Source organism: Bradyrhizobium sp. URHC0002, assembly GCF_054059515.1.
The window spans coordinates 4,037,839-4,056,632 of record NZ_JBSSCF010000001.1; the positions used below are offsets into that span (position 1 = coordinate 4,037,839).

General features: G+C 59.7%; 17 protein-coding genes. 8 read left to right on the plus strand and 9 right to left on the minus strand.

What is annotated here, in order from left to right:
• Positions 1 to 8: 8 nt before the first annotated feature.
• Both ACVWVY_RS19575 and ACVWVY_RS19580 read left to right on the plus strand, forming a co-directional pair.
• Entirely contained in the window at positions 9 to 551 is a 543-nt protein-coding gene (locus ACVWVY_RS19575; RefSeq protein WP_456627912.1) for a tripartite tricarboxylate transporter TctB family protein, read from the plus strand.
• Between the two features lie 21 nt (positions 552 to 572).
• Complete coding sequence (locus ACVWVY_RS19580) at positions 573 to 2,084, plus strand: tripartite tricarboxylate transporter permease (protein ID WP_456627913.1); 1,512 nt, start codon at positions 573 to 575, stop codon at positions 2,082 to 2,084.
• Positions 2,085 to 2,221: 137 nt separating this feature from the next.
• Here ACVWVY_RS19580 and ACVWVY_RS19585 read toward each other — a convergent pair whose 3' ends face one another.
• From ACVWVY_RS19585 to ACVWVY_RS19605, 5 genes are read right to left on the minus strand one after another with little or no spacing between them, the layout of a single operon-like run.
• Positions 2,222 to 2,881 (minus strand): hypothetical protein, encoded by a 660-nt coding sequence (locus ACVWVY_RS19585; protein WP_456627914.1) that lies wholly within the window; start codon positions 2,879 to 2,881, stop codon positions 2,222 to 2,224.
• Positions 2,882 to 2,896: 15 nt separating this feature from the next.
• On the minus strand, positions 2,897 to 3,373 hold the full coding sequence (locus ACVWVY_RS19590; RefSeq protein ID WP_456627915.1) for a type II 3-dehydroquinate dehydratase: 477 nt from the start codon (positions 3,371 to 3,373) through the stop codon (positions 2,897 to 2,899).
• A 54-nt stretch (positions 3,374 to 3,427) separates the two neighbouring features.
• Positions 3,428 to 4,708, minus strand: coding sequence for a TRAP transporter large permease subunit (locus tag ACVWVY_RS19595; protein WP_456627916.1), 1,281 nt, complete (start codon positions 4,706 to 4,708; stop codon positions 3,428 to 3,430).
• Positions 4,709 to 4,726: 18 nt separating this feature from the next.
• Positions 4,727 to 5,251 carry a TRAP transporter small permease gene (locus tag ACVWVY_RS19600; RefSeq protein WP_456627917.1) on the minus strand — a complete coding sequence of 175 codons (525 nt, stop codon included), beginning with the start codon at positions 5,249 to 5,251 and terminating at the stop codon, positions 4,727 to 4,729.
• Between the two features lie 6 nt (positions 5,252 to 5,257).
• Complete coding sequence (locus ACVWVY_RS19605; protein WP_456627918.1) at positions 5,258 to 6,265, minus strand: TRAP transporter substrate-binding protein; 1,008 nt, start codon at positions 6,263 to 6,265, stop codon at positions 5,258 to 5,260.
• Positions 6,266 to 6,455: 190 nt separating this feature from the next.
• Here ACVWVY_RS19605 and ACVWVY_RS19610 point away from each other — a divergent pair, with 190 nt between their 5' ends.
• Complete coding sequence (locus tag ACVWVY_RS19610; RefSeq protein WP_456627919.1) at positions 6,456 to 7,130, plus strand: GntR family transcriptional regulator; 675 nt, start codon at positions 6,456 to 6,458, stop codon at positions 7,128 to 7,130.
• 132 nt (positions 7,131 to 7,262) lie between these two features.
• On the opposite strand, the gene ACVWVY_RS19615 is transcribed toward ACVWVY_RS19610, so the two are convergent.
• The gene (locus tag ACVWVY_RS19615) at positions 7,263 to 8,456 is read right to left on the minus strand and encodes a CaiB/BaiF CoA transferase family protein (RefSeq protein ID WP_456627920.1); all 1,194 of its coding nucleotides are present in this window, start codon (positions 8,454 to 8,456) and stop codon (positions 7,263 to 7,265) included.
• Between the two features lie 342 nt (positions 8,457 to 8,798).
• Between ACVWVY_RS19615 and ACVWVY_RS19620 the strand changes: the two genes are divergently transcribed.
• The 5 genes from ACVWVY_RS19620 to ACVWVY_RS19640 all read left to right on the plus strand — a co-directional run bounded on the left by ACVWVY_RS19620 (position 8,799) and on the right by ACVWVY_RS19640 (position 15,399).
• Positions 8,799 to 11,978, plus strand: a complete 3,180-nt coding sequence (locus ACVWVY_RS19620; RefSeq protein WP_456627921.1) for a M10 family metallopeptidase C-terminal domain-containing protein — start codon at positions 8,799 to 8,801, stop codon at positions 11,976 to 11,978.
• A 245-nt stretch (positions 11,979 to 12,223) separates the two neighbouring features.
• Positions 12,224 to 13,225 (plus strand): glycosyltransferase family 2 protein, encoded by a 1,002-nt coding sequence (locus ACVWVY_RS19625; protein WP_456627922.1) that lies wholly within the window; start codon positions 12,224 to 12,226, stop codon positions 13,223 to 13,225.
• Positions 13,226 to 13,271: 46 nt separating this feature from the next.
• On the plus strand, positions 13,272 to 14,042 hold the full coding sequence (locus ACVWVY_RS19630; protein WP_456627923.1) for a hypothetical protein: 771 nt from the start codon (positions 13,272 to 13,274) through the stop codon (positions 14,040 to 14,042).
• Positions 14,039 to 14,746: an FkbM family methyltransferase gene (locus tag ACVWVY_RS19635; protein WP_456627924.1), complete on the plus strand. Its 708-nt coding sequence runs from the start codon at positions 14,039 to 14,041 to the stop codon at positions 14,744 to 14,746. The genes ACVWVY_RS19630 and ACVWVY_RS19635 overlap by 4 nt, the downstream gene beginning before the upstream one ends.
• Before the next feature lie 23 nt (positions 14,747 to 14,769).
• Positions 14,770 to 15,399, plus strand: a complete 630-nt coding sequence (locus ACVWVY_RS19640) for a class I SAM-dependent methyltransferase (protein WP_456627925.1) — start codon at positions 14,770 to 14,772, stop codon at positions 15,397 to 15,399.
• An 8-nt stretch (positions 15,400 to 15,407) separates the two neighbouring features.
• Here ACVWVY_RS19640 and ACVWVY_RS19645 read toward each other — a convergent pair whose 3' ends face one another.
• The 3 genes from ACVWVY_RS19645 to ACVWVY_RS19655 are packed head-to-tail and all read right to left on the minus strand — an operon-like array spanning position 15,408 to position 18,722.
• Positions 15,408 to 16,334 carry a hypothetical protein gene (locus ACVWVY_RS19645; RefSeq protein ID WP_456627926.1) on the minus strand — a complete coding sequence of 309 codons (927 nt, stop codon included), beginning with the start codon at positions 16,332 to 16,334 and terminating at the stop codon, positions 15,408 to 15,410.
• 10 nt (positions 16,335 to 16,344) lie between these two features.
• Positions 16,345 to 17,007, minus strand: coding sequence for an acetyltransferase (locus tag ACVWVY_RS19650; RefSeq protein ID WP_456627927.1), 663 nt, complete (start codon positions 17,005 to 17,007; stop codon positions 16,345 to 16,347).
• A 47-nt stretch (positions 17,008 to 17,054) separates the two neighbouring features.
• The gene (locus ACVWVY_RS19655; RefSeq protein ID WP_456627928.1) at positions 17,055 to 18,722 is read right to left on the minus strand and encodes a hypothetical protein; all 1,668 of its coding nucleotides are present in this window, start codon (positions 18,720 to 18,722) and stop codon (positions 17,055 to 17,057) included.
• Positions 18,723 to 18,794 lie beyond the last annotated feature (72 nt).

Sequence of the window (18,794 nt, forward strand, 5' to 3'; positions counted from 1 at the left end):
CTGTCTCCATGTCCAATACCGACATCGAAATCGTCGTCGAGGATCCGACCGCACCGGAGGCGGATTCGCCTGCGGTGACGAGCGTTCGCGCGGCCGACGTCGCCGTCAGCCTCCTGCTGTTCGCGCTCGCGCTGACGCTCGGATACGACAACTGGCGGACGGGAGCCGGCTGGGAATCCACCGGCCCGCAGTCCGGCTATTTTCCGTTTTATCTCTCGGTCATCCTCGGCGGCGCCAGCCTCTACGGCCTGGTCGCCGCATTCCTTTCGCGCAGAGAAGCTTCCGAGGTCTTCGTGACGCGGGCGCAGCTTCGCCGCGTGATGGCGGTGTTCGTGCCGACGCTATTGTTCTGCCTCGCCATGCAGTTCCTCGGGCTCTATGTCGCGAGCTTCCTGCTGATCGCCGGTTTCATGCGCATGGTCGGCAAGATCGCGCTGTGGAAGTCGTTGCTCACCGCCTTCGTGTTCACCGCCGTGATGTTCGTGACCTTCGACATCGCTTTCGACGTCATCATGCCAAAGGGCCCGCTCGAAGCGGCGCTCGGCCGCTGACGGGCCGATGGGACTGATCTGATGGAAGCTCTCGGCCTTTTGATGCACGGCTTTGCCGTGCTGCTGACGTGGAAAACGCTGCTGCTGATGATGCTCGGGCTTGTGCTCGGCATCTTTGTCGGCGTGCTGCCGGGCCTCGGCGGCCCCAACGGCGTGGCGATCCTGCTGCCGCTGACGTTCACGATGGACCCGACCTCGGCGATCGTGATGCTGTCCTGCATCTACTGGGGCGCGCTGTTCGGCGGCGCCATCACCTCGATCCTGTTCAACATCCCGGGCGAGGCCTGGTCGGTCGCGACCACCTTCGACGGCTATCCAATGGCGCAACAGGGCAGGGCGGCGGAAGCGCTGACCGCAGCCTTCACCTCGTCGTTCATCGGCTCGCTGGTCGCGGTGATGCTCATCACCTTCCTGGCGCCGATGATTTCGTCGTTTGCGCTGAAATTCGGGCCGCCTGAATTCTTCGCGGTGTATCTTTTGACCTTCTGCTCGTTCGTCGGCCTGGGCCGCGAGGCCAAGCACAAGACGGTCATTTCGATGTCGCTCGGTTTGCTGCTCGCCGGCATCGGCATGGACACCGTGTCCGGCCAGTTGCGCATGACCTTCGGTTCGGCGGAGCTGCTGCGCGGCGTCAATTTTCTGGTCGCGGTGATCGGGCTGTTCGGCATCAGCGAAATCCTACTGACCATGGAGGAGCGCCTCGCGCTGCGTGGTCATGCCGCCGGCATCTCCCTGCGCGTGGTGCTGGCGGTCTGGAAGGATTTGCCGAAATACTGGGTGACGCTGCTGCGCTCCTCCTTCATCGGCTGCTGGCTCGGCATCACCCCCGGCGGTGCGATTGCCGCTTCCTTCATGGGCTACAACCTCGCCAAGCGCTTCTCCAAGGACCAGGACAGCTTTGGCAAGGGCCGCATCGAGGGCGTGTTCGCCCCGGAAACTGCGGCGCATGCTTCCGGCACCGCGGCGCTGCTGCCGATGCTCGCGCTCGGCATTCCCGGTTCCGGCACCGCAGCAATCCTGCTTGGCGGATTGATGGTGTGGGGCCTCAACCCTGGTCCGTTGCTGTTCGTCGAGCACAAGGATTTCGTCTGGGGCCTGATCGCGTCGATGTATCTCGGCAATGTCGTCGGCCTCGTGCTGGTGCTGACGACGGTTCCGATCTTTGCCTCCATCCTGCGGGTGCCGTTCGCGGCGGTTGCGCCGATGATCGTGGTGTCCTGCGCGATCGGCGCCTATGCGATTCAGAACGCGATGTTCGATATCTGGCTGATGCTGGGTTTTGGCGTGGTCGGCTACGTCTTCAAGAAGATCGGCATTCCCCTGGCGCCGTTCACGCTGGCGCTCGTGCTCGGCAACCGCGCCGAGGATGCGTTCCGCCTGTCGATGATCGGCTCCGGCGGCGACATGAAGGTGTTCTGGTCGAACGGTCTGGTCGGCTCGATCACCACGCTGGCGATCGTGCTGCTGTTCTGGCCTGTCATCGACTGGGCGTTCGGCAGCGTCACCCGCATGCTGCGGCCGGCGAAGGCGTAATCCCGGATGTTGCGGGTTTCGTAGGGTGGGCAAAGGCGCGTCTGCGCCGTGCCCACCCTTTCTCGAAGAGCGCGATCCTGAATGGTGGGCACATCGCTACGCTCTTTTGCCCACCCTACGGTCTTCACGCGGACTCGTCAGTTCGACAGGAGTCGTTTCGGCAGGCTGAAGGCAAGCCTGTAGAGCGGCAGGCTGTCGACGGCCTCGTGATCTTCGGCGGGAAGCGTCTTGCGCAGATGATGGAGGGCGTCGCGGACCGCGGCTTCGTCGAGCCCCTCGATCAGCAGCAAAGCGGCGAACGAGGCGTCGTTGGCTCGCATGCCCTTCTCGCGAGTCTTGATCGAGGTCTGCGCGGTGTCGGTGTGCAGAACCCGCGCGGCGATGATGCGGTCGAGCCGCGCCAACTCGGCGACAACAGTCGCGGCGTCCCAGGATGGCGCGGCGTCGAGGCGCAGCGGAGCGACGATGCCGCCCTGGCCGGTGCCGGCTGAGGCTGCGATGCGGCCGCCGCCGCGTGCGAAATTGCCGAGCTTGGGCATGATCCGTTGCGACCATGGCGTCGGCGCGTTCAGCCGCGCCAGATAGTCCGGACCGCCGACCACGCGCTCGTCCTCAAGCTCGTAGAGGATGAAGTAGCGGTTCACCGAGACGCCCAGCGCGCGGAAGATGCGGCACGCCAGAAATCCGCTGATGCCGACGCGCTCGGCGGCGTGTTCGCGCGTGATCCAGTGCGCCCAGTCGGTTTCGTCCTGCGGCGCGAGATCGCTCCAGATGGCGAGATAGCCGGCTCCCTGCATGTCAGGCTCCATCCGTCATTTCGGGCCGACGCGCACAGCCGCCGGTAGCGACGTCGGTAACTGGCCGGCGCCGTGCAGTGCGGCCTGCATGGCGACAATGTACCCGTAGGGGCCGAGGCCCGCGATCACGCCTTTCACGGCGGCCGAAAGCTTGGAATGTCGGTGCAGCTCGTCGCGGGCGTGGATGTTGGAGATGTGCACCTCGTAGATCGGGCCCTCGAAGATCTTCATGGCGTCGAAAATCGCAATCGAGGTGAAAGAGTAGGCGGCGGGGTTGATGATCAGGGCGTCCGCCGAGCTTCGCGCGGACTGGATCAGGTCGACCAGCTCGCCCTCGTGGTTCGACTGGTGAAACGCCAGTTGCGTGCTGGTGAAGGTGGCGAACTCCTCGCACGAGGCCTTGATGGCCTTGAGCGTGGTCGAGCCGTAGATGTGCGGCTCGCGGATGCCGAGCATGTTCAGGTTCGGGCCATTGAGGATCATGATGCGCATGGAATGCCTTTCACGGGATAATGACGGGGCAGTGTAGCCGATCGCGGCCGCATGTCAGCCGGAGAACCATTTCGCCGGCACGGTGACGAGCGCTGGAAACATGATCATCAGGAACAGCACGATCAATTGGGCGATCAGGAACGGCCAGACGCCTTTGATGATGTCTTCCATGCTGATGCGCGACACGCCGCAAACGACGTTGAGGACAATGCCAACCGGCGGCGTGATCAGGCCGATCGAGTTGTTGATGATGAAGAGCACGCCGAAATAGACGGGGTCGATGCCGGCTTGCTTGATGATGGGCATCAGGATCGGCGTCAGGATCAGGATGGTGGGCGTCATATCGAGCGCGGTGCCGACGACCACGACCAGCGCCATGATCGCCAGCATCAAGAGCGTCTGGTTGCCCATGAAGGGGCGAACGAGGTCGACGACTTGCGTAGCGATCTCGGAGACCGTGATCAGCCAGGAGGAGACCAGCGCGGCCGCGACCAGAAACATGACGACGCTGGTGCTAAGCGCGGCCGAAACGAAGACGTCGTAGAGTTCGCTGATCTTCAGCTCGCGATAGACGCAAGTGGAGACGAATAGGGCGTAGACGGCGACCACCACGGCGGCTTCGGTCGGCGTGAACACGCCGAATCGCAGGCCGACGACGATGATCGCGGGCAGCATCAACGCCCAGAAGCCGTCGACGAAGGCCCAGACGATCTCGCGCAGGGATTTTCGGGGTGGGCTCGCAGTCAGCTCGCCACGCGCGACCCACCACCAGGCGAAACAGAGGCCCACGCCGAGCATGAGGCCGGGAAAGATTCCGGCCAGGAACAGTTTTGAGATCGACACGCCGCCGGTAACGCCGAACAGCACGAAGCCGATACTCGGCGGAATCACGGGGCCGATGACGCCGCTGGCGGCGACGAGTCCGGCCGCGTACATCTTGCGATGGCCAGCCGCGACCATCATGGGCACCAGCAGGGCGGCCAGCGCGGCAGCGTCGGCGGCGGCCGATCCCGACAGCGAGGAAAGCACGCAGGCGGCCAGGATCGTGACGTAGCCCAATCCGCCCTTGACGTGGCCGACAAGCGCCAGCGCGACATTGACAATGCGCCTGGCGAGGCCGCCGCGATTCATCAGCTCGCCTGCCAGCATGAAGAACGGGACTGCCATCAGCGGAAAGCTGTCGGCGCCGTTGATGATATTCTGGGCGACGATCTGCGAATCGAAAACATCCAGCGAATGCATCAGCGCGACGCCGCAGACGATCAGCGCAAATGCGATCGGCATGCCCAGCGCCATGGCACCGAGCAGCGAGAAGGTGAAGACGGCGAGCGTCACGGGCGGTCCCCCCGCTGATCAGACATGCTCTTCGCTTTCCTTCACCGCGACCAGGTCTTCCTCGGAGGCGTTGCCGCTCAGCACGCGGACGAGATCCAGCAACAGGATCGCGGCTGCGGAAACGCCGAAGACGAGCCCGGAGGAGTAGAAAAACAGGCCGACCGAGATGCCGGAGGCGGGCGCGCTGTCGCCGAAGGTCAGCACCGCCTGTTTCCAGCTGCCCAGCGTGAGCAGGCCGTCGGCGTACAGCATCAACAGGTAGCTCGCGACGAAGCAGATCTTCTTTCCGAGCGGAGGCAGCGCACGGACGAGCGTATCGACGCCGAGATGGGCGTGCTGGCGCAGCGCGACGATGGCGCCGAGGAACGTCAGCCAGACCAGCAGCCAGCGCGACAGCTCTTCCGAGGTCGGAATTCCCGAGTTGAAGAGATAGCGCATCACGACGTTGGTGAAGACCAGCACGACCATCGCGGCGAGGCACACCGCGATCGCGACCCGGAGCAGCCGGCAGTACAGATCAATCAGCCGTTCGACGGCGGCCATGACGGCTTACTTGGCGCCGCGGATGCGCGCCAGTTCGCCGGTGAAGAGTTTTACGCGCGCCGGGTCGTATTCGGACGAGAATTTTTCGACGACAGGCTTGGTAGCGTCCTGCATGCGGGCGTATTCGGCAGGCGCGATCTCGTTGAACTGCATGCCCTTGGCTTTCAGTTCATCCAGCGCCTTGTCCGCGGCGAGCTTGGTCTGGTCGCGCTGGTATTCGCGCGTCTCGGCAAAGCTGTCGCGCAGCATCTTCTGCTCTTCCGGCGACAGGCCGTCCCAGAACTTCTTGCTGACGATGATGACGTTCTGCGTGAAGGTGTGGTTGGTGGCCGAGACGTATTTCTGCACTTCGTAGAACTTGTTGGACAGGATGACGCTGTAGGGATTCTCCTGGCCGTCGACGGTCTTGTTTTCCAGCGCGGTGTATAGCTCTCCGAACGCCATCGGCACCGGGTTCGCCTTCAGCGCCTTGAACGTTTCGAGATAGACCGGGTTCGGGATCACGCGCAGCTTGAGGCCGGAAAAATCCTCGACCTTCGCGATTGCACGGCTCGAGTTGGTGGCGTTGCGGAAGCCGAGCCCCCAGTAGCCGAGACCGATCAGCTCCTTGTCGGGGAGCAACTCGAGCATGGCCTTGCCGAACGCGCCCTGGGCCAGCGCCTCCGCCTGCTCGAACGTGCTGACGGTGAAGGGGAAATCGAACAGGCCGAGATCCTTGACGACGCCAGCGAGCGATGTCGACGACGCCGAGAGGATTTCCTGCGTGCCGCCGCGCACCGCCGACTGCTGCTGCAACTCGTTGCCGAGTTGCGAAGCCGGAAATTCGCGGATCTTCAGCTTTCCGCCGCTCTTGGCCGCCAGCACCTCGGCGAATTTTTTCACGCCAAAGCTGACCGGATGATCGGTGTTGTTGAGGTGGCCCCAGCGGATGGTGCGTTCCTGCACCTGGGCGGCAGCCGGTGTTCCCACGAGCGCACAAAGGCTGACAGCGGCGCACAGCAATCCGATCCGCATCGCGGTTTCTCCCCGTTGGTTCGCGATCTTCTGGATGTCGCGATGGGCGGAGTATTCATATGATAAAAGCAAAGTCAAAATATAAGTTAAGGATTATCATATGAAATATACTATATAGGATGAATAGTGGCGCTTGAGCGGAATCGGCCGACATGGCACGTCGGATCGAAGCCTTGCGCATGGATTGGCAATGACACTGGTCGAGCGAACGGAAGAGCAGGAAGCAGTCGGCGATGACGGCTATCGCCGCATCCGTACCGACATCGTGTTCGGCCGGCTGCGTCCGGGCCAAAAGCTCAGGCTCGAAGGCCTCAAGGAGGATTACGGCGTCAGCGTCTCGACGCTGCGCGAAATCCTCAACCGGCTGGCCGCGGAAGGTTTTGTGCTGGCCGAGGGCAGGCGAGGTTTTGAGGTGGCGCCGATCTCGGTGGAGAACCTGAAAGAACTCGCGGAGCTTCGCCTGCTGCTGGAGGTGCACGCGATGGGCGTGTCGTTCGCCAATGCCGATGTCGAGTGGGAAGGGCGCGTCGTCTCCGCCCATCACAAGCTGGCGTCAACCGAGCGGCTGATGGAAACCGGCCTCGGTGAACTCGAACAGTGGAAGCGCTATGACGGCGAATTCCATCAGGCCCTGATCTCCAATTGCGGTTCGCGCACGCTGATGGAGACCCATGCCTTGGTGTTCGACAAATATTTCCGCTACCAGATGGTCGCGTTCAGCTACCGCGGCAGCGAGCCCGCCGCCCAGCACAAGGCGCTGCTCGAGGCCGCGCTGAAGCGCGACGCTGTAACTGCCGCTGAAACGCTGCGCGCGCATGTGAGCAATTGCGTGGAGCACGCGCTGGCGACGGCGGCTCTGAAGTAGGGCACAGCTCCTACAACGTCATTGCGAGCGAAGCGAAGCAATCCACGTATCCGCTTGCGACGCCATGGATTGCTTCGTCGCTAGCTTGCGCAAACGCTTCGCGTTTGTCGCAGGCAATGACGGCGGTTGGAATCACACCACCTTGCGCTGGCGCAACTCCGCGATCTCGTCCTTGCCGAAACCGAATTCCGCCAGCACCTCTTCGGTCTGCTCGCCGAACTCGGGTGGACGCGCGGCCATGCTGCTCGGCGTGCGCGACAGCGTCACCGGCTGGCCGACGAGCTGGATGTGGCGGTTCTCGTCGTTCGGCACATGCTGGGCGATGCCGAGGTGCTTGACCTGCGCGTCGTCGAACATCTGGTCGATCGAATAGATCGGGCCGCAGGGCACGCCGGCCTCGTTCAATTCCTTGACCCAGGTTTCCGTGGATTTCTTCACGGTGAGCTTGCCGATCGCTTCGTTCAGCGCGTCGCGGTTCTTCGAACGCGCCGGCGAGGTGGCGTAATCGGGATTGGTGACGAGCTCGGGCGCGCCGATCGCCTGCGCGCAGCGTTCCCAGATCCGTCCGCCGGTCGTGGCGATGTTGATATAGCCGTCGGAGGTCTTGAACACGCCGGTCGGGATCGAGGTCGGATGGTTGTTGCCGGCCTGCTTGGCGACGTCCTTTTCCATCAGCCAGCGCGAGGCCTGGAAATCCAGCATGAAGATCTGCGCCTGCAGCAGCGAGGTTTGCACCCACTGGCCCTCGCCGGAAACGTCGCGCTCCAGCAGCGCGGTGAGAATACCGATGGCGCAGAACAGCCCGGCAGTGAGATCTGCGACGGGGATGCCCACCCGCATCGGACCCTCGCCCGGCGCGCCGGTGATCGACATCAGCCCGCCCATGCCCTGCGCGATCTGATCGAAGCCCGGCCGCTTGTGATAGGGGCCGTCCTGGCCGAAGCCGGAGATGCTGCCATAGACGATACGCGGATTGAGCTTGCGCAGGCTCTCATAGTCGATGCCGAGTTTTGCCTTCACGTCGGGACGAAAATTCTCGACCACGACGTCGGCCTGTTCCGCCAGCCGCTTGAATACCTCGAGGCCCTTGGGGTCCTTCAGGTTCAGCGTCATAGCCCGCTTGTTGCGGTGCAAATTCTGGAAATCCGAGCCCTGGCGCGGCCCACCCGGCTGCTCGCCGCCGCCGTCTTCCAGCAGGGCGTCGATCTTGATGACATTGGCGCCCCAATCCGCCAGCTGCCGCACACAGGTGGGCCCGGAGCGAACGCGGGTGAGATCGAGCACGGTGAAGCGGGAAAGGGCCTGCGAAGCGCGTGGGAAAGGCATTGAGAAACCTTGTTTTTTTGGATTTTCGCGGTGGGAAAAGCAGCCCGAACTGACTTAAACAAATCTGACGCCGATTTCCAACTCCTTGTTCGCCGCCCGGCGAGGGGCGGCCATGGGGGGCAGGGCTAGGCGCCCTTTTTGGATCGGAAGCGCAGGCAGCGCGGGAAATCCGGCCCCGCAAAACTACGGACCGGTTCCAAAAGTTCTGCTTTTGGCCCTAATCCATCAGAAAGCAAGCACGCGACAAATCCGGCTGGTAAACAAGCGTTAACGCGGCGATTCTAGCCTTCCGAGTGCATTACGATTCTCTGCAACCGAACGACCTGCTGACGAGCCTGATCGATGAAGAAGAACGATCTGCTTTCCGATGAGACCTGGGCCTTCCAGACGTTTGAGGCCGGGACGGGCACGGCCGGGCTTCCGCCTGATGCGAAGCACGACACGCAGTTTCTGAGTGACGGCGATTCTTTCCCGCGGGCGGATGCTGCCGCCAGCGCGGAAATCGTGGTCTCTGCCGGCAAGCCGGTCGCGTCGATCGCGACGCTCGCCGACTACCTCGTCAACGGCTTTTGGCAATACAACAATACTCCCGCCCATCACTGGGCTTCCAACACCATCACCTACAACATCACCGGGCTGAATTCGGCGGAGCAGTTCCTGGCGCTAACGGCGATGCAGGCGTGGTCCGAGGTTGCCAACATCAACTTCGTCCAGACCTCCGGCTCCGCGAACATCACGTTCACCCACAACGGCACGATGCAGGCCTACACCAGCGGCTCCTGGCCCGGGGGATCGATCGCTTACCAGACCGTCAACATCAGCTCCGACTGGATCACCAATGATGGCGGCGCGTATGACGGCAAGACCGGCATCGACAGCTACGGCTACCAGACCTACATCCACGAAATCGGACATGCGCTCGGCCTGGGCCACCAGGGGCCGTATAATGGCAGCGCGTCGTATTCGACCGACGCGGTCTATGCCAACGACACCTGGCAATATTCCATCATGTCGTATTTCTCGGAGCCGAATTATTCCGGGAGTTCGTACCGCTACGTGGTTACGCCGCAGATGGCGGACATCTATGCGGTGGGTTCGATGTACGGCGCGGCGAGCTCAACCAGGACCGGCGATACCGTCTATGGCTTCAACAGCAATGCCGGCGCGGTCTTCAATTTCGCCAACTACACCTCGGCGCCGGCGCTGACGATTTACGACAGCGGCGGCACCGATACGCTCGATTGCTCAGGCTATTCGGGCGCACAAACCATCGACCTGCACGCGGGCGCCTTTTCCTCGGTCGGCAACCTCGTGAACAATATCGGGATCGCACTCAACGCGGTCATCGAGAAAGCCATTGGCGGCAGCGGCAATGACACGCTGATTGCGAACGACTCGGGCTGCACGCTGTCGGGCGGCGGCGGCAACGATAGTCTGATGGGTGGCGCCGGAAGCGACAAGCTCATCGGCGGCTCCGGCGTCGATAATCTGACCGGCGGCGGCAGCGGCGACACGTTCGTGTTTCTGCTCGGCGACAGCTCGCCCACGAGCGGCCAGCACGACCGCATCACCGATTTCGTTTCTGGATCGGATCACATCGACCTCAGCGGGTACGACGCGATCAGCAGCACCGGCAGCTACGATCAGTTCAAGTTCATCGCCACCGCGGCCTTCAGTGGCGCGGCCGGCCAACTCAACTATTTCTATAACAGCTCCACCGGCGTCACGACTCTGCAGGGCGATACCAACGGGGACGGGGTCGCCGATTTCGCGATCGATCTGACGGGTAATATTACAATAAACCTGTCCGATCTGATCGGCGCTTACTCGCTGCCCATCGTGATCGAGTCTTTCGGCTCGACCAGCCTGGTGCAGGTAGGAAGCAACTATTATCTCTACAATTCCGGCGCAGGTCCGCAGTTGAAATACGGCGGCGCGCCCGTGGCTGTGGGGCAGATCCCGGGTTGGGCACCGATCGCCGGAGAACAAATCTCGGGCGGTTACCAGGTCGTCTGGAAGGCGAGCGGGTCTGATCTGTATACGCTGTGGACCACCGACAGCAACGGCAACTTCGTTTCGTACATCCCGGCGATGTCGGGATCCAGTTCGGTGCTGAAATCAGCCGAAACGACCTTCCAGCAGGATCTGAACGGCGATGGCGTGATCGGAACTCCCAACGTCGTGATCGAGTCGGCCGGATCCACCAGCCTGACCCAGGTCGGAAACAACTACTATCTCTACAACGCCGGCGCGGGTCCGCAGGTGAAGTATGGCGGCACGGCTGTTGTTGTGGGGCAGATCCCGGGCTGGGCACCGATCGCGGGAGAACAAATCTCGGGCGGTTACCAGGTCGTCTGGAAGGCGAACGGGTCTGATCTGTATACGCTGTGGACCACCGACAGCAACGGCAACTTCGTTTCGTACATCCCGGCGATGTCGGGATCCAGTTCGGTGCTGAAATCAGCCGAAACGACCTTCCAGCAGGATCTGAACGGCGATGGCGTGATCGGAATTTCCAACGTCGTGATCGAGTCGGCCGGAGTGACCAGCCTGACCCAGGTTGGAAGCAATTATTATCTCTACAATTCCGGCGCAGGTCCGCAGTTGAAATACGGCGGCGCGCCCGTGGTTGTGGGGCAGATCCCGGGCTGGGCGCCGATCGCGGGAGAACAAATCTCGGGCGGTTACCAGGTCGTCTGGAAGGCGAACGGATCTGATCTGTATACGCTGTGGACTACCGACAGCAACGGCAACTTCGTTTCGTACATCCCGGCGATGTCGGGATCCAGTTCGGTGCTGAAATCAGCCGAGACTACCTTCCAGCAGGATCTGAACGGCGACGGCATCATCGGAATTGCCAGCGTCGTGATCGAGTCGGCCGGAGTGACCAGCCTGACCCAGGTTGGAAGCAATTATTATCTCTACAATTCCGGCGCAGGTCCGCAGTTGAAATACGGCGGCGCGCCCGTGGTTGTGGGGCAGATCCCGGGCTGGGCGCCGATCGCGGGAGAACAAATCTCGGGCGGTTACCAGGTCGTCTGGAAGGCGAACGGAGCCGATCAGTACACGCTCTGGACCACCGACAATAGCGGCAATTTCGTCTCTTTCATTCCGGCGATGTCGGGATCCAGTGCTGTGTTGAAATCAGCCGAGACTACCTTCCAGCAGGATCTGAACGGTGACGGGACCATTAACTCCACGCCGCTTCCGGCGGCCGGGCAAATCGCTTTGAGTCCAAATCTTGCGGCGCTGGCTAATGCGGGCCTCGCTGCCGGCAACGATACATTCGCATTCGCGTCAAATCACAGTGCAATCACAAATGCTGCGGGCGTGACGGCGCCGGATGATCTTCCGGCGACTGTCCGAGAACTGGCGACGCTCGTGCAAGAGGCGCAAGGCCAGCACGTTGCGTTTCAATGGATCGGTGGACATGGACTTGGTAGTCCGGGCGGCTTTGCCAGCGTAGTTCCGACTGACGTTGAAATAGCCGATTTGCACGCTAAGGGCTTCATCTTCCACTGAACTCGGAGCAAGGATGGGAGCGCGCCGTAGTGCGGCTCGCGGCATGCTGATTGCCGCGAGGGACCCTTGATTCACCCAACCGAGGTCGCCTAAAGTAGCTATGGAACAGATGCATCGGCATCCGTTGTGGTGCGGCCGTCTGTTCCTAATCCGTCGGTCGGACGCCTCGAAAATCGGCGTTACTTCGCGCAGCCCGTGAGTTCCGACCATATCCCACCGCTCGCGATATCTGACAAGGACGCTGCGTGAGACTCTCAATCGTCACAACTCTGTATCAGTCGGCGGCGACGATCGACGAATTTTGCCGCCGTGCGCTGGCGGCAGCCGAGCTCATTACAAACGATATCGAACTCATTATGGTCAACGACGGCTCGCCGGATAACAGTCTGGCTCGCGCGCTTGCGCTACACAAGGCGGATCCGAGGGTGGTGGTAGTCGATCTTGCGCGCAACTTTGGCCACCACAAGGCGCTAATGACGGGTCTTGCTCATGCTACCGGCGACCTAGTGTTTCTGGTCGACAGCGATCTGGAGGAGGAGCCCGAACTTCTGACGCCGTTTTATGATCGACTGGTCAAGGAGGATTGCGACGTAGTGTTCGGCGTCCAGGAGGCGCGGCGTGGCGGTTTGATCGAGCGCGTTACCGGGACCATATTTTTCTCTTTCGTCGATGCGGTCAGCGATCAAAAAATCCCGCGAAATACCGTTGTAGCTCGCCTGATGACGCGTGACTATGTTCGTTCGCTCATTCGTCATCTCGACAACGAGTTCATGATGATTCATTTGATGCAACTGACCGGGTACCGGCAGGTTCCCGTTACGATCCACAAGCATGCGCTTTCGCCGACTACATACTCGCTCCGCATGCGTATCGAAATGGCAATCAAATTTCTGACGACCACTTCGACGAAGCTGCTCTATCTGATCTTGTACACCGGCATTTCAATCTTCGGTCTGTCGATCATCGTAATTGTCTATTTCGTCGCCCGATACTTCGCATCAGGTATTGGCGTCGATGGGTTTACGTCGCAGATCGTTTCAATCTGGTTCCTGGGCGGGTTGATTACGCTCATCTTGGGTATTCTCGGGATTTACATTGCCAACATTCTGATCGAGACCAAGCGACGGCCTTACACTGTGGTCCGTCGTGTCCATCGCGCGGAGCCGACCAAACCCGACCTGACGGTTAACAAGCTGGATGGGATACATGCCCTGAGCGGCAAGACCGAAGCCCATCAACAATTCTAGTTTTGTTGCCGGCCAAGAACGTGGCTGATGAGAAGGAGAATGATCTATGCGCGTCAATGAGATTTCGCGGCAAGACTTCATGGATTTCGTTTATTCGCGAACGAACGAGTTCATGGAACATATCAACGCGCCGGAAGCGTTCGTGGTAAAGGCGTTTTACGACGCTCGTCACATTCTTCAACTTCGAGACGCCGCGTTTCAAATCGGACTGACATCTGAGGCGAGCTGGCATCCGCTGCACGATGATTGTCCGGATTATCATCGTCTGCACGAAAATTACCCGAAGGCGTACGTCAAGCAGAAGCTGCATGCGTTTTATTACCATGGCTGGTACCCGCATAATAAGGACAAGTTCGACTTCTTCTCCGAGATATTCCTGATGAAAAATTTTCTGGCGGGTTTTCCTGAAACGGAATTTCTCGGCAATGTGCCGTCGGACGGATTCATTGCGCGTATCAACATTCACCACTACCCTAGGGGCGGTGGATACCAAGCAGAACATATCGACCCCGTCGGCAAGCACGCCCAAGTCCAGACGCTCATTGCCGCGTCAGAATTTGGTAAGGACTATTCAAAGGGTGGCGTCTTTGGCCGATCGGACGCGGGCGCCAAAAAGGGATATCTCGATCCCTACATGAAGCCGGGCGATTTGCTGGTGATGTCGCCGGGAATTCAGCATGGGGTAGAGTCTATCGATCCTGATCTACCTTACGATTGGCGTAGCAACGACGGACGTTGGATGATCCTGCCGATCATTGTGAGTTCGGATTACGATGCGAAAGCCACGAAGCCCGTGCAGGTCGGGGCTGCAACGTGAAGCCGCCAGCCACGTCGGCCATTGCCGGGCAAGATCACTTTCACGATCTAAAGAATATCCTCGAGCACGAGGAGCTTTGCCGCTTCGCCAGGACTGGCATCGTGCATGTAGGCGCCGACGTCGGCCAGGAAGTCGCGCAGTATTTCAGCTACGGATTTCAAAACATCATTCTGATTGAGGCGAATCCCGAATGTTGCGAGGTTCTACTTTCGAAATTCGGCGACGATCCCAGAGTCAAAATTTTCAACTATGCGATTTGCGACAGGTTGGGCGCGATCGACTTTCATATCCATACGAGCCGCTCTGGAAGTACCGAGCCGGCAAGCATTCTGCCGATGAAACGATTTAAGCAGATCGTGAAGACGCTCCATACTCCGAAAACGATCCGGGTACCGGCTATCACCCTTGATGCGCTTTTTGAGAAATATCAAATTGCGTACACCGACTACAATTTTATCAATATCGACATTCAGGGAGCCGAATTGCTCGCGTTTAAGGGCGCCACAAAGTTGCTGTCCTCTACCGACGCCGTCGTCTCGGAGGTCAATCTTGTTGAGATGTATGAGAATGGCGCACTTGAGGGCGATATTGTCGCATTGCTTGAACAAAATGGATTTGAGAGGAAGCATGCTATCTATCACACGCTCTATGACGAGGACGCAACTTTTCCGGCATGGGGCGAATGCCTGTTTGTGAAGCGGTGATTGCAGTGGTACCAGGACAATAAATGAGCGAATCGGATTCCATCCGCAACAGCGTCGCGACTTACTATGCGTCGAAGCTAGCGGCACACGGTTCGACCCCGCAAGGGGTCGATTGGAATGGCGTTGCCTCACACGAGTTGCGCCATCGGCAGTTTCTTCGCTTGCTTGACGGCATTCCCGACGCCTCCCTTTTGGATCTCGGTTGCGGTTTTGGAGACTTCTTCCGGTTCCTTCGCGCGGAAGGGCACCGCGGTCGGTACATTGGCTATGACATTGCGCCGGATATGATCGCGGAGGCGCTGCGACTCCATGGACAGGGAGCAGATCGCCAATGGCGAGTTGGAGCTGAGCCAGAGGAGAGGGTAGATCTTGCGATCGCAAGCGGCATCTTGAATGTCAAAGGTGATGCTCCGGTCGAAGTGTGGGAGCGCTACGTGCTCGAAACCATCGAAATCCTGGCACGTGTCGGGCGCCGCGGCTTCGCCTTCAATGTACTTAGCCTCTCGAGCGACCCGGAGCGTCGGGCCACCAATTTGTATTATGCTGATGCAGGCAAGATGCTGTCGTACTGCTTGGATCGTTACGGCCGCTCGGTGGCACTTTTACAGGACTATGGTCTCTACGAATTTACAGTGATCGTTCGGCACGCATAATGCTTGGGTTATTCCTGTTCCAGAACCGCTATCCCGAAACCGGCGTCGCCATATCGTCCACCGTTATACAGCATCATCCTTCCGATCTCGGTGTCGAACACGAATGGATAGCAGATCATCGAACCTTCCCAACTGTCTGGGTCACTGTCGATCCCGGCTTTATCGTCGCGGCGGGACCAGCTTAAACCGTCCGCAGAGACGGCAAAGCCGATATTGTAGCCCCAGTCGTTGCCGCGGTACGAGTACCAGGCTTTGTAGCTTCCATCGGCTTCGCGTAGCGGACAGAACCGCGCGATCGCGATTTCGCCAGGGTGCTCGAAGGTCAAGACTTGTTGGCCGGTGAGGTTCCAATGCACTCCGTCTGACGAATCGGCATAGTGAACGTCATAAGACGGAAGCACTTTATCGGCGTGCCGGGTCCAGGAACGTCCGGACAGATACCACATGCGCCACTCGTTATTCTCGACCATTACTGCGGGATTGGTGATGAAGAGCGGCTCCGCCATGCAACGGTCAAGGATTGGTCCCGCGCTGATGCGTTCGAAGGGATGATCCGGATCGCCGGCCGGCCGCTCGGCAACGCCGACCGCAACGTAGAAACTCACAGTCACACCAAGATTCCAGCCTTGATAAAAAAGGCGCTCTATACCGTCGCGCTCTATGATCCAGCATGCCATCGCGCCGTTGTCGTCAAAGCAGCCCAGAGGCCCCGGTGCAAGCAGCGGCTGCCTCGACAAGTTCAATACCTTAGTGGGATTGCGAATGTCGATGTCGAGCCAGTTCACGTTGGAACGTGATTGTCGATCCCGCGCACTGAAATAGACGCGGTAGCGATAGTTTCCGAGCGGCCGCGCGATAGGGACAGTACCATGGCTGTGCAACCATTCCGAATGGCTGTCGGCCACGAAAATACGTCCAAGTTTCTTCCATCGCATGGACGATCCCTCAGATGCGCCGCAACCGCGTGCTGGGCACGGGCGAGCGCTCGGTGCCACGTGGGGCAACGACAGAAAAGTCCGGCTGATCCTCAAGCACCAGCGCACCGGCGCCTATGATGCATTTTTTTCCAATTGTCACGTGGTCGCGCAAGGTAACATTGACGCCTACAAAGCTGCCTTGGCCGATCCTGACGCCGCCGGATACCACGACGTGAGACGCCAAGAAAACATCGTCCTCTATCACCGAGTGGTGTCCTATGTGATTGCCGCTCCATAGCGTGACGTTGGCGCCGATTCGGGCAAAAGGCTGGATAGTATTGTCCTCAAGAATGAAGCAGTTTTCGCCGATCTGCAGTTCGGGGAATACGGTCGCCCGACTGCTTACATAGGATACTAGGTCGTAGCCAAGGGCGCGGGCTGCCGCGACTTTACTCGCCCGAAGATCGTTGATCTTGGAGTAACTGACGGCCACGAACAGCCCGTATTGTTGCTGCGGGAATGTGGTTGCTACTTCCTCAAACGGCACAATTGGGCGCCCGCTAAAGGTTGTCTCTTTCAAATACCCCGCATCAACCGTGAAGCCCACGACCTTGAATGCTGAATCGCGGGTGAAGTAGTAGTCGGCAAGCTCAGCAATTTCGCCAGTGCCAAATATGACAATTTCTCGCATTTGGTCGCTCTGTCAGATGATCTAGGTTGGTGCAGGTGGGGCCGAAATCATTGTAGCTGCTCGGGGATTCCAGAAAGATGAATTTCGGTCATTGGATGACTGAACACCAGATCGTAGGTTGGGCGCGTTTGATAGTGCTCTTCGCAAAATGTTTGGAGCCGTTTGATATCTACCGTGCGCGCGATCACGCGAATGTCCGGCTTGGTGCAAAGTGTTGCTCCGAGGTCCCTTATGCCGAGTCGCTCCAAGGTAGATTGCGTGACCGGCATCCTGGTGGCTACGCCAATGGAGGGAATGATAGCACGGTTGACCGGTGCATACACTTTTGTTGGCGTAATCAACCATTCCCATACGAAGGCGGATCCCCAGGAGATCACCGTTCCGGTGAAATAAGAATGTGCCTCGAGAAGCTTGGCGCGATAGGCCGTCGCTTGCGTTGATACCCCACTGTGGGCCCGAACCGCTGTCCATCCCGCGTGCAGCGCAATACCAAGAAGCAGAACGGCTGCCAGGCTGCGAAGAGGCCATGCACCTGATTCCTTCGTGAGCAGAAAGGGGAGCATGCAAAGAAACGAGACGCTGAGGGCGGAAAACTGAACACGGAAAAGCGGTGGCCGCCCCGTCAAGCCAGAGATCGCTAGCGCGAAAAATGTGCCAATCATCAGCAGCACTAAAATGACGCGGCATGATGGCAGCAGAGCAAGCAACAGAAGCTCACTCACACAGATCGCAATCAAAAGCGGAGAATCCAGAAGCGTCCATAGCCAGTCGCGCACTCCTGACGGCGCAAAGAGTGGTGCCTGCGTCAGAAGTGTTCGCGCGAGATAATTGATGTTGTCGTAATCGAAAATCGGATGAAGGAAATACCAGTTCATGAACATGGCATGGTCATTTTCCGACCACCCTACCTTGGCATATTCGGGAGCTCCGGGAATCCATGGAATGCGGAAATAGTCGTTGAACAGGCTCCTTACCTGATTGTACGTCAAGGCGTCACGCCAGCCCGGCGAAAGCGAATAAGCTGCATTGTCCGTCACGTATATCGCGGCCGCCATCACTGCGATTACAGCCATAAGACGCAACGTTGGTCTCCGGCTATTCACCGGCCCGAACCATGCGAGCCAAATCAGGGCAGGGACGACAACGACGAGCCCCAGAGTTACCGCTAACGGTCGGATCAGGAAGCTCAGGACGATCGCCGTGTAAATCACCGTACGCAGCCATGGCGACCGCGCTCCGCTTCGCAACACGGCCAACCAGCAGCCAATGGCTGCCCCAAACAGGACTGCTGCAGTGCTGGTAAACTGCTGGAGTAAGAGCGCTCGCGTAAACACGCAACCGACGGCGATGATCACTGCGGCTCCCACGAGATACCCGTTGGGCCGCGATTGCTCGCACAGGGCTCGCGCATACAGTCCCATGCTGAGACCGAGCGCCGCCAGCGTGGTCCAGCCGTGCGCACAAGGTCCCGCGAATTGGCTGACTAATCCTAGGAGAATGCCATAACCGAAATGAGAAAAGATGAGATGCGGCTCAGGCTCAACAGCAAGTCCGAAACCGGAGCCCAACATGGCGAGGCCGGCATCATCATTTCCGTCGAAAAGCGGGTTGCCGAAAGCCAGCACCCCGAATATTGCGACGAGCGGCAGTCCGACGTAAATCGCGCACCGCTGCAGTTCCGAAATGGAACCAGAGCGGGCAAAAAACATAATCATCCCGAGACGTCGTTTTCCGCAAAAGGCGGACTCGGCAGCACGTGCGGTCGCCGTGACGATTGTACGCAAGTA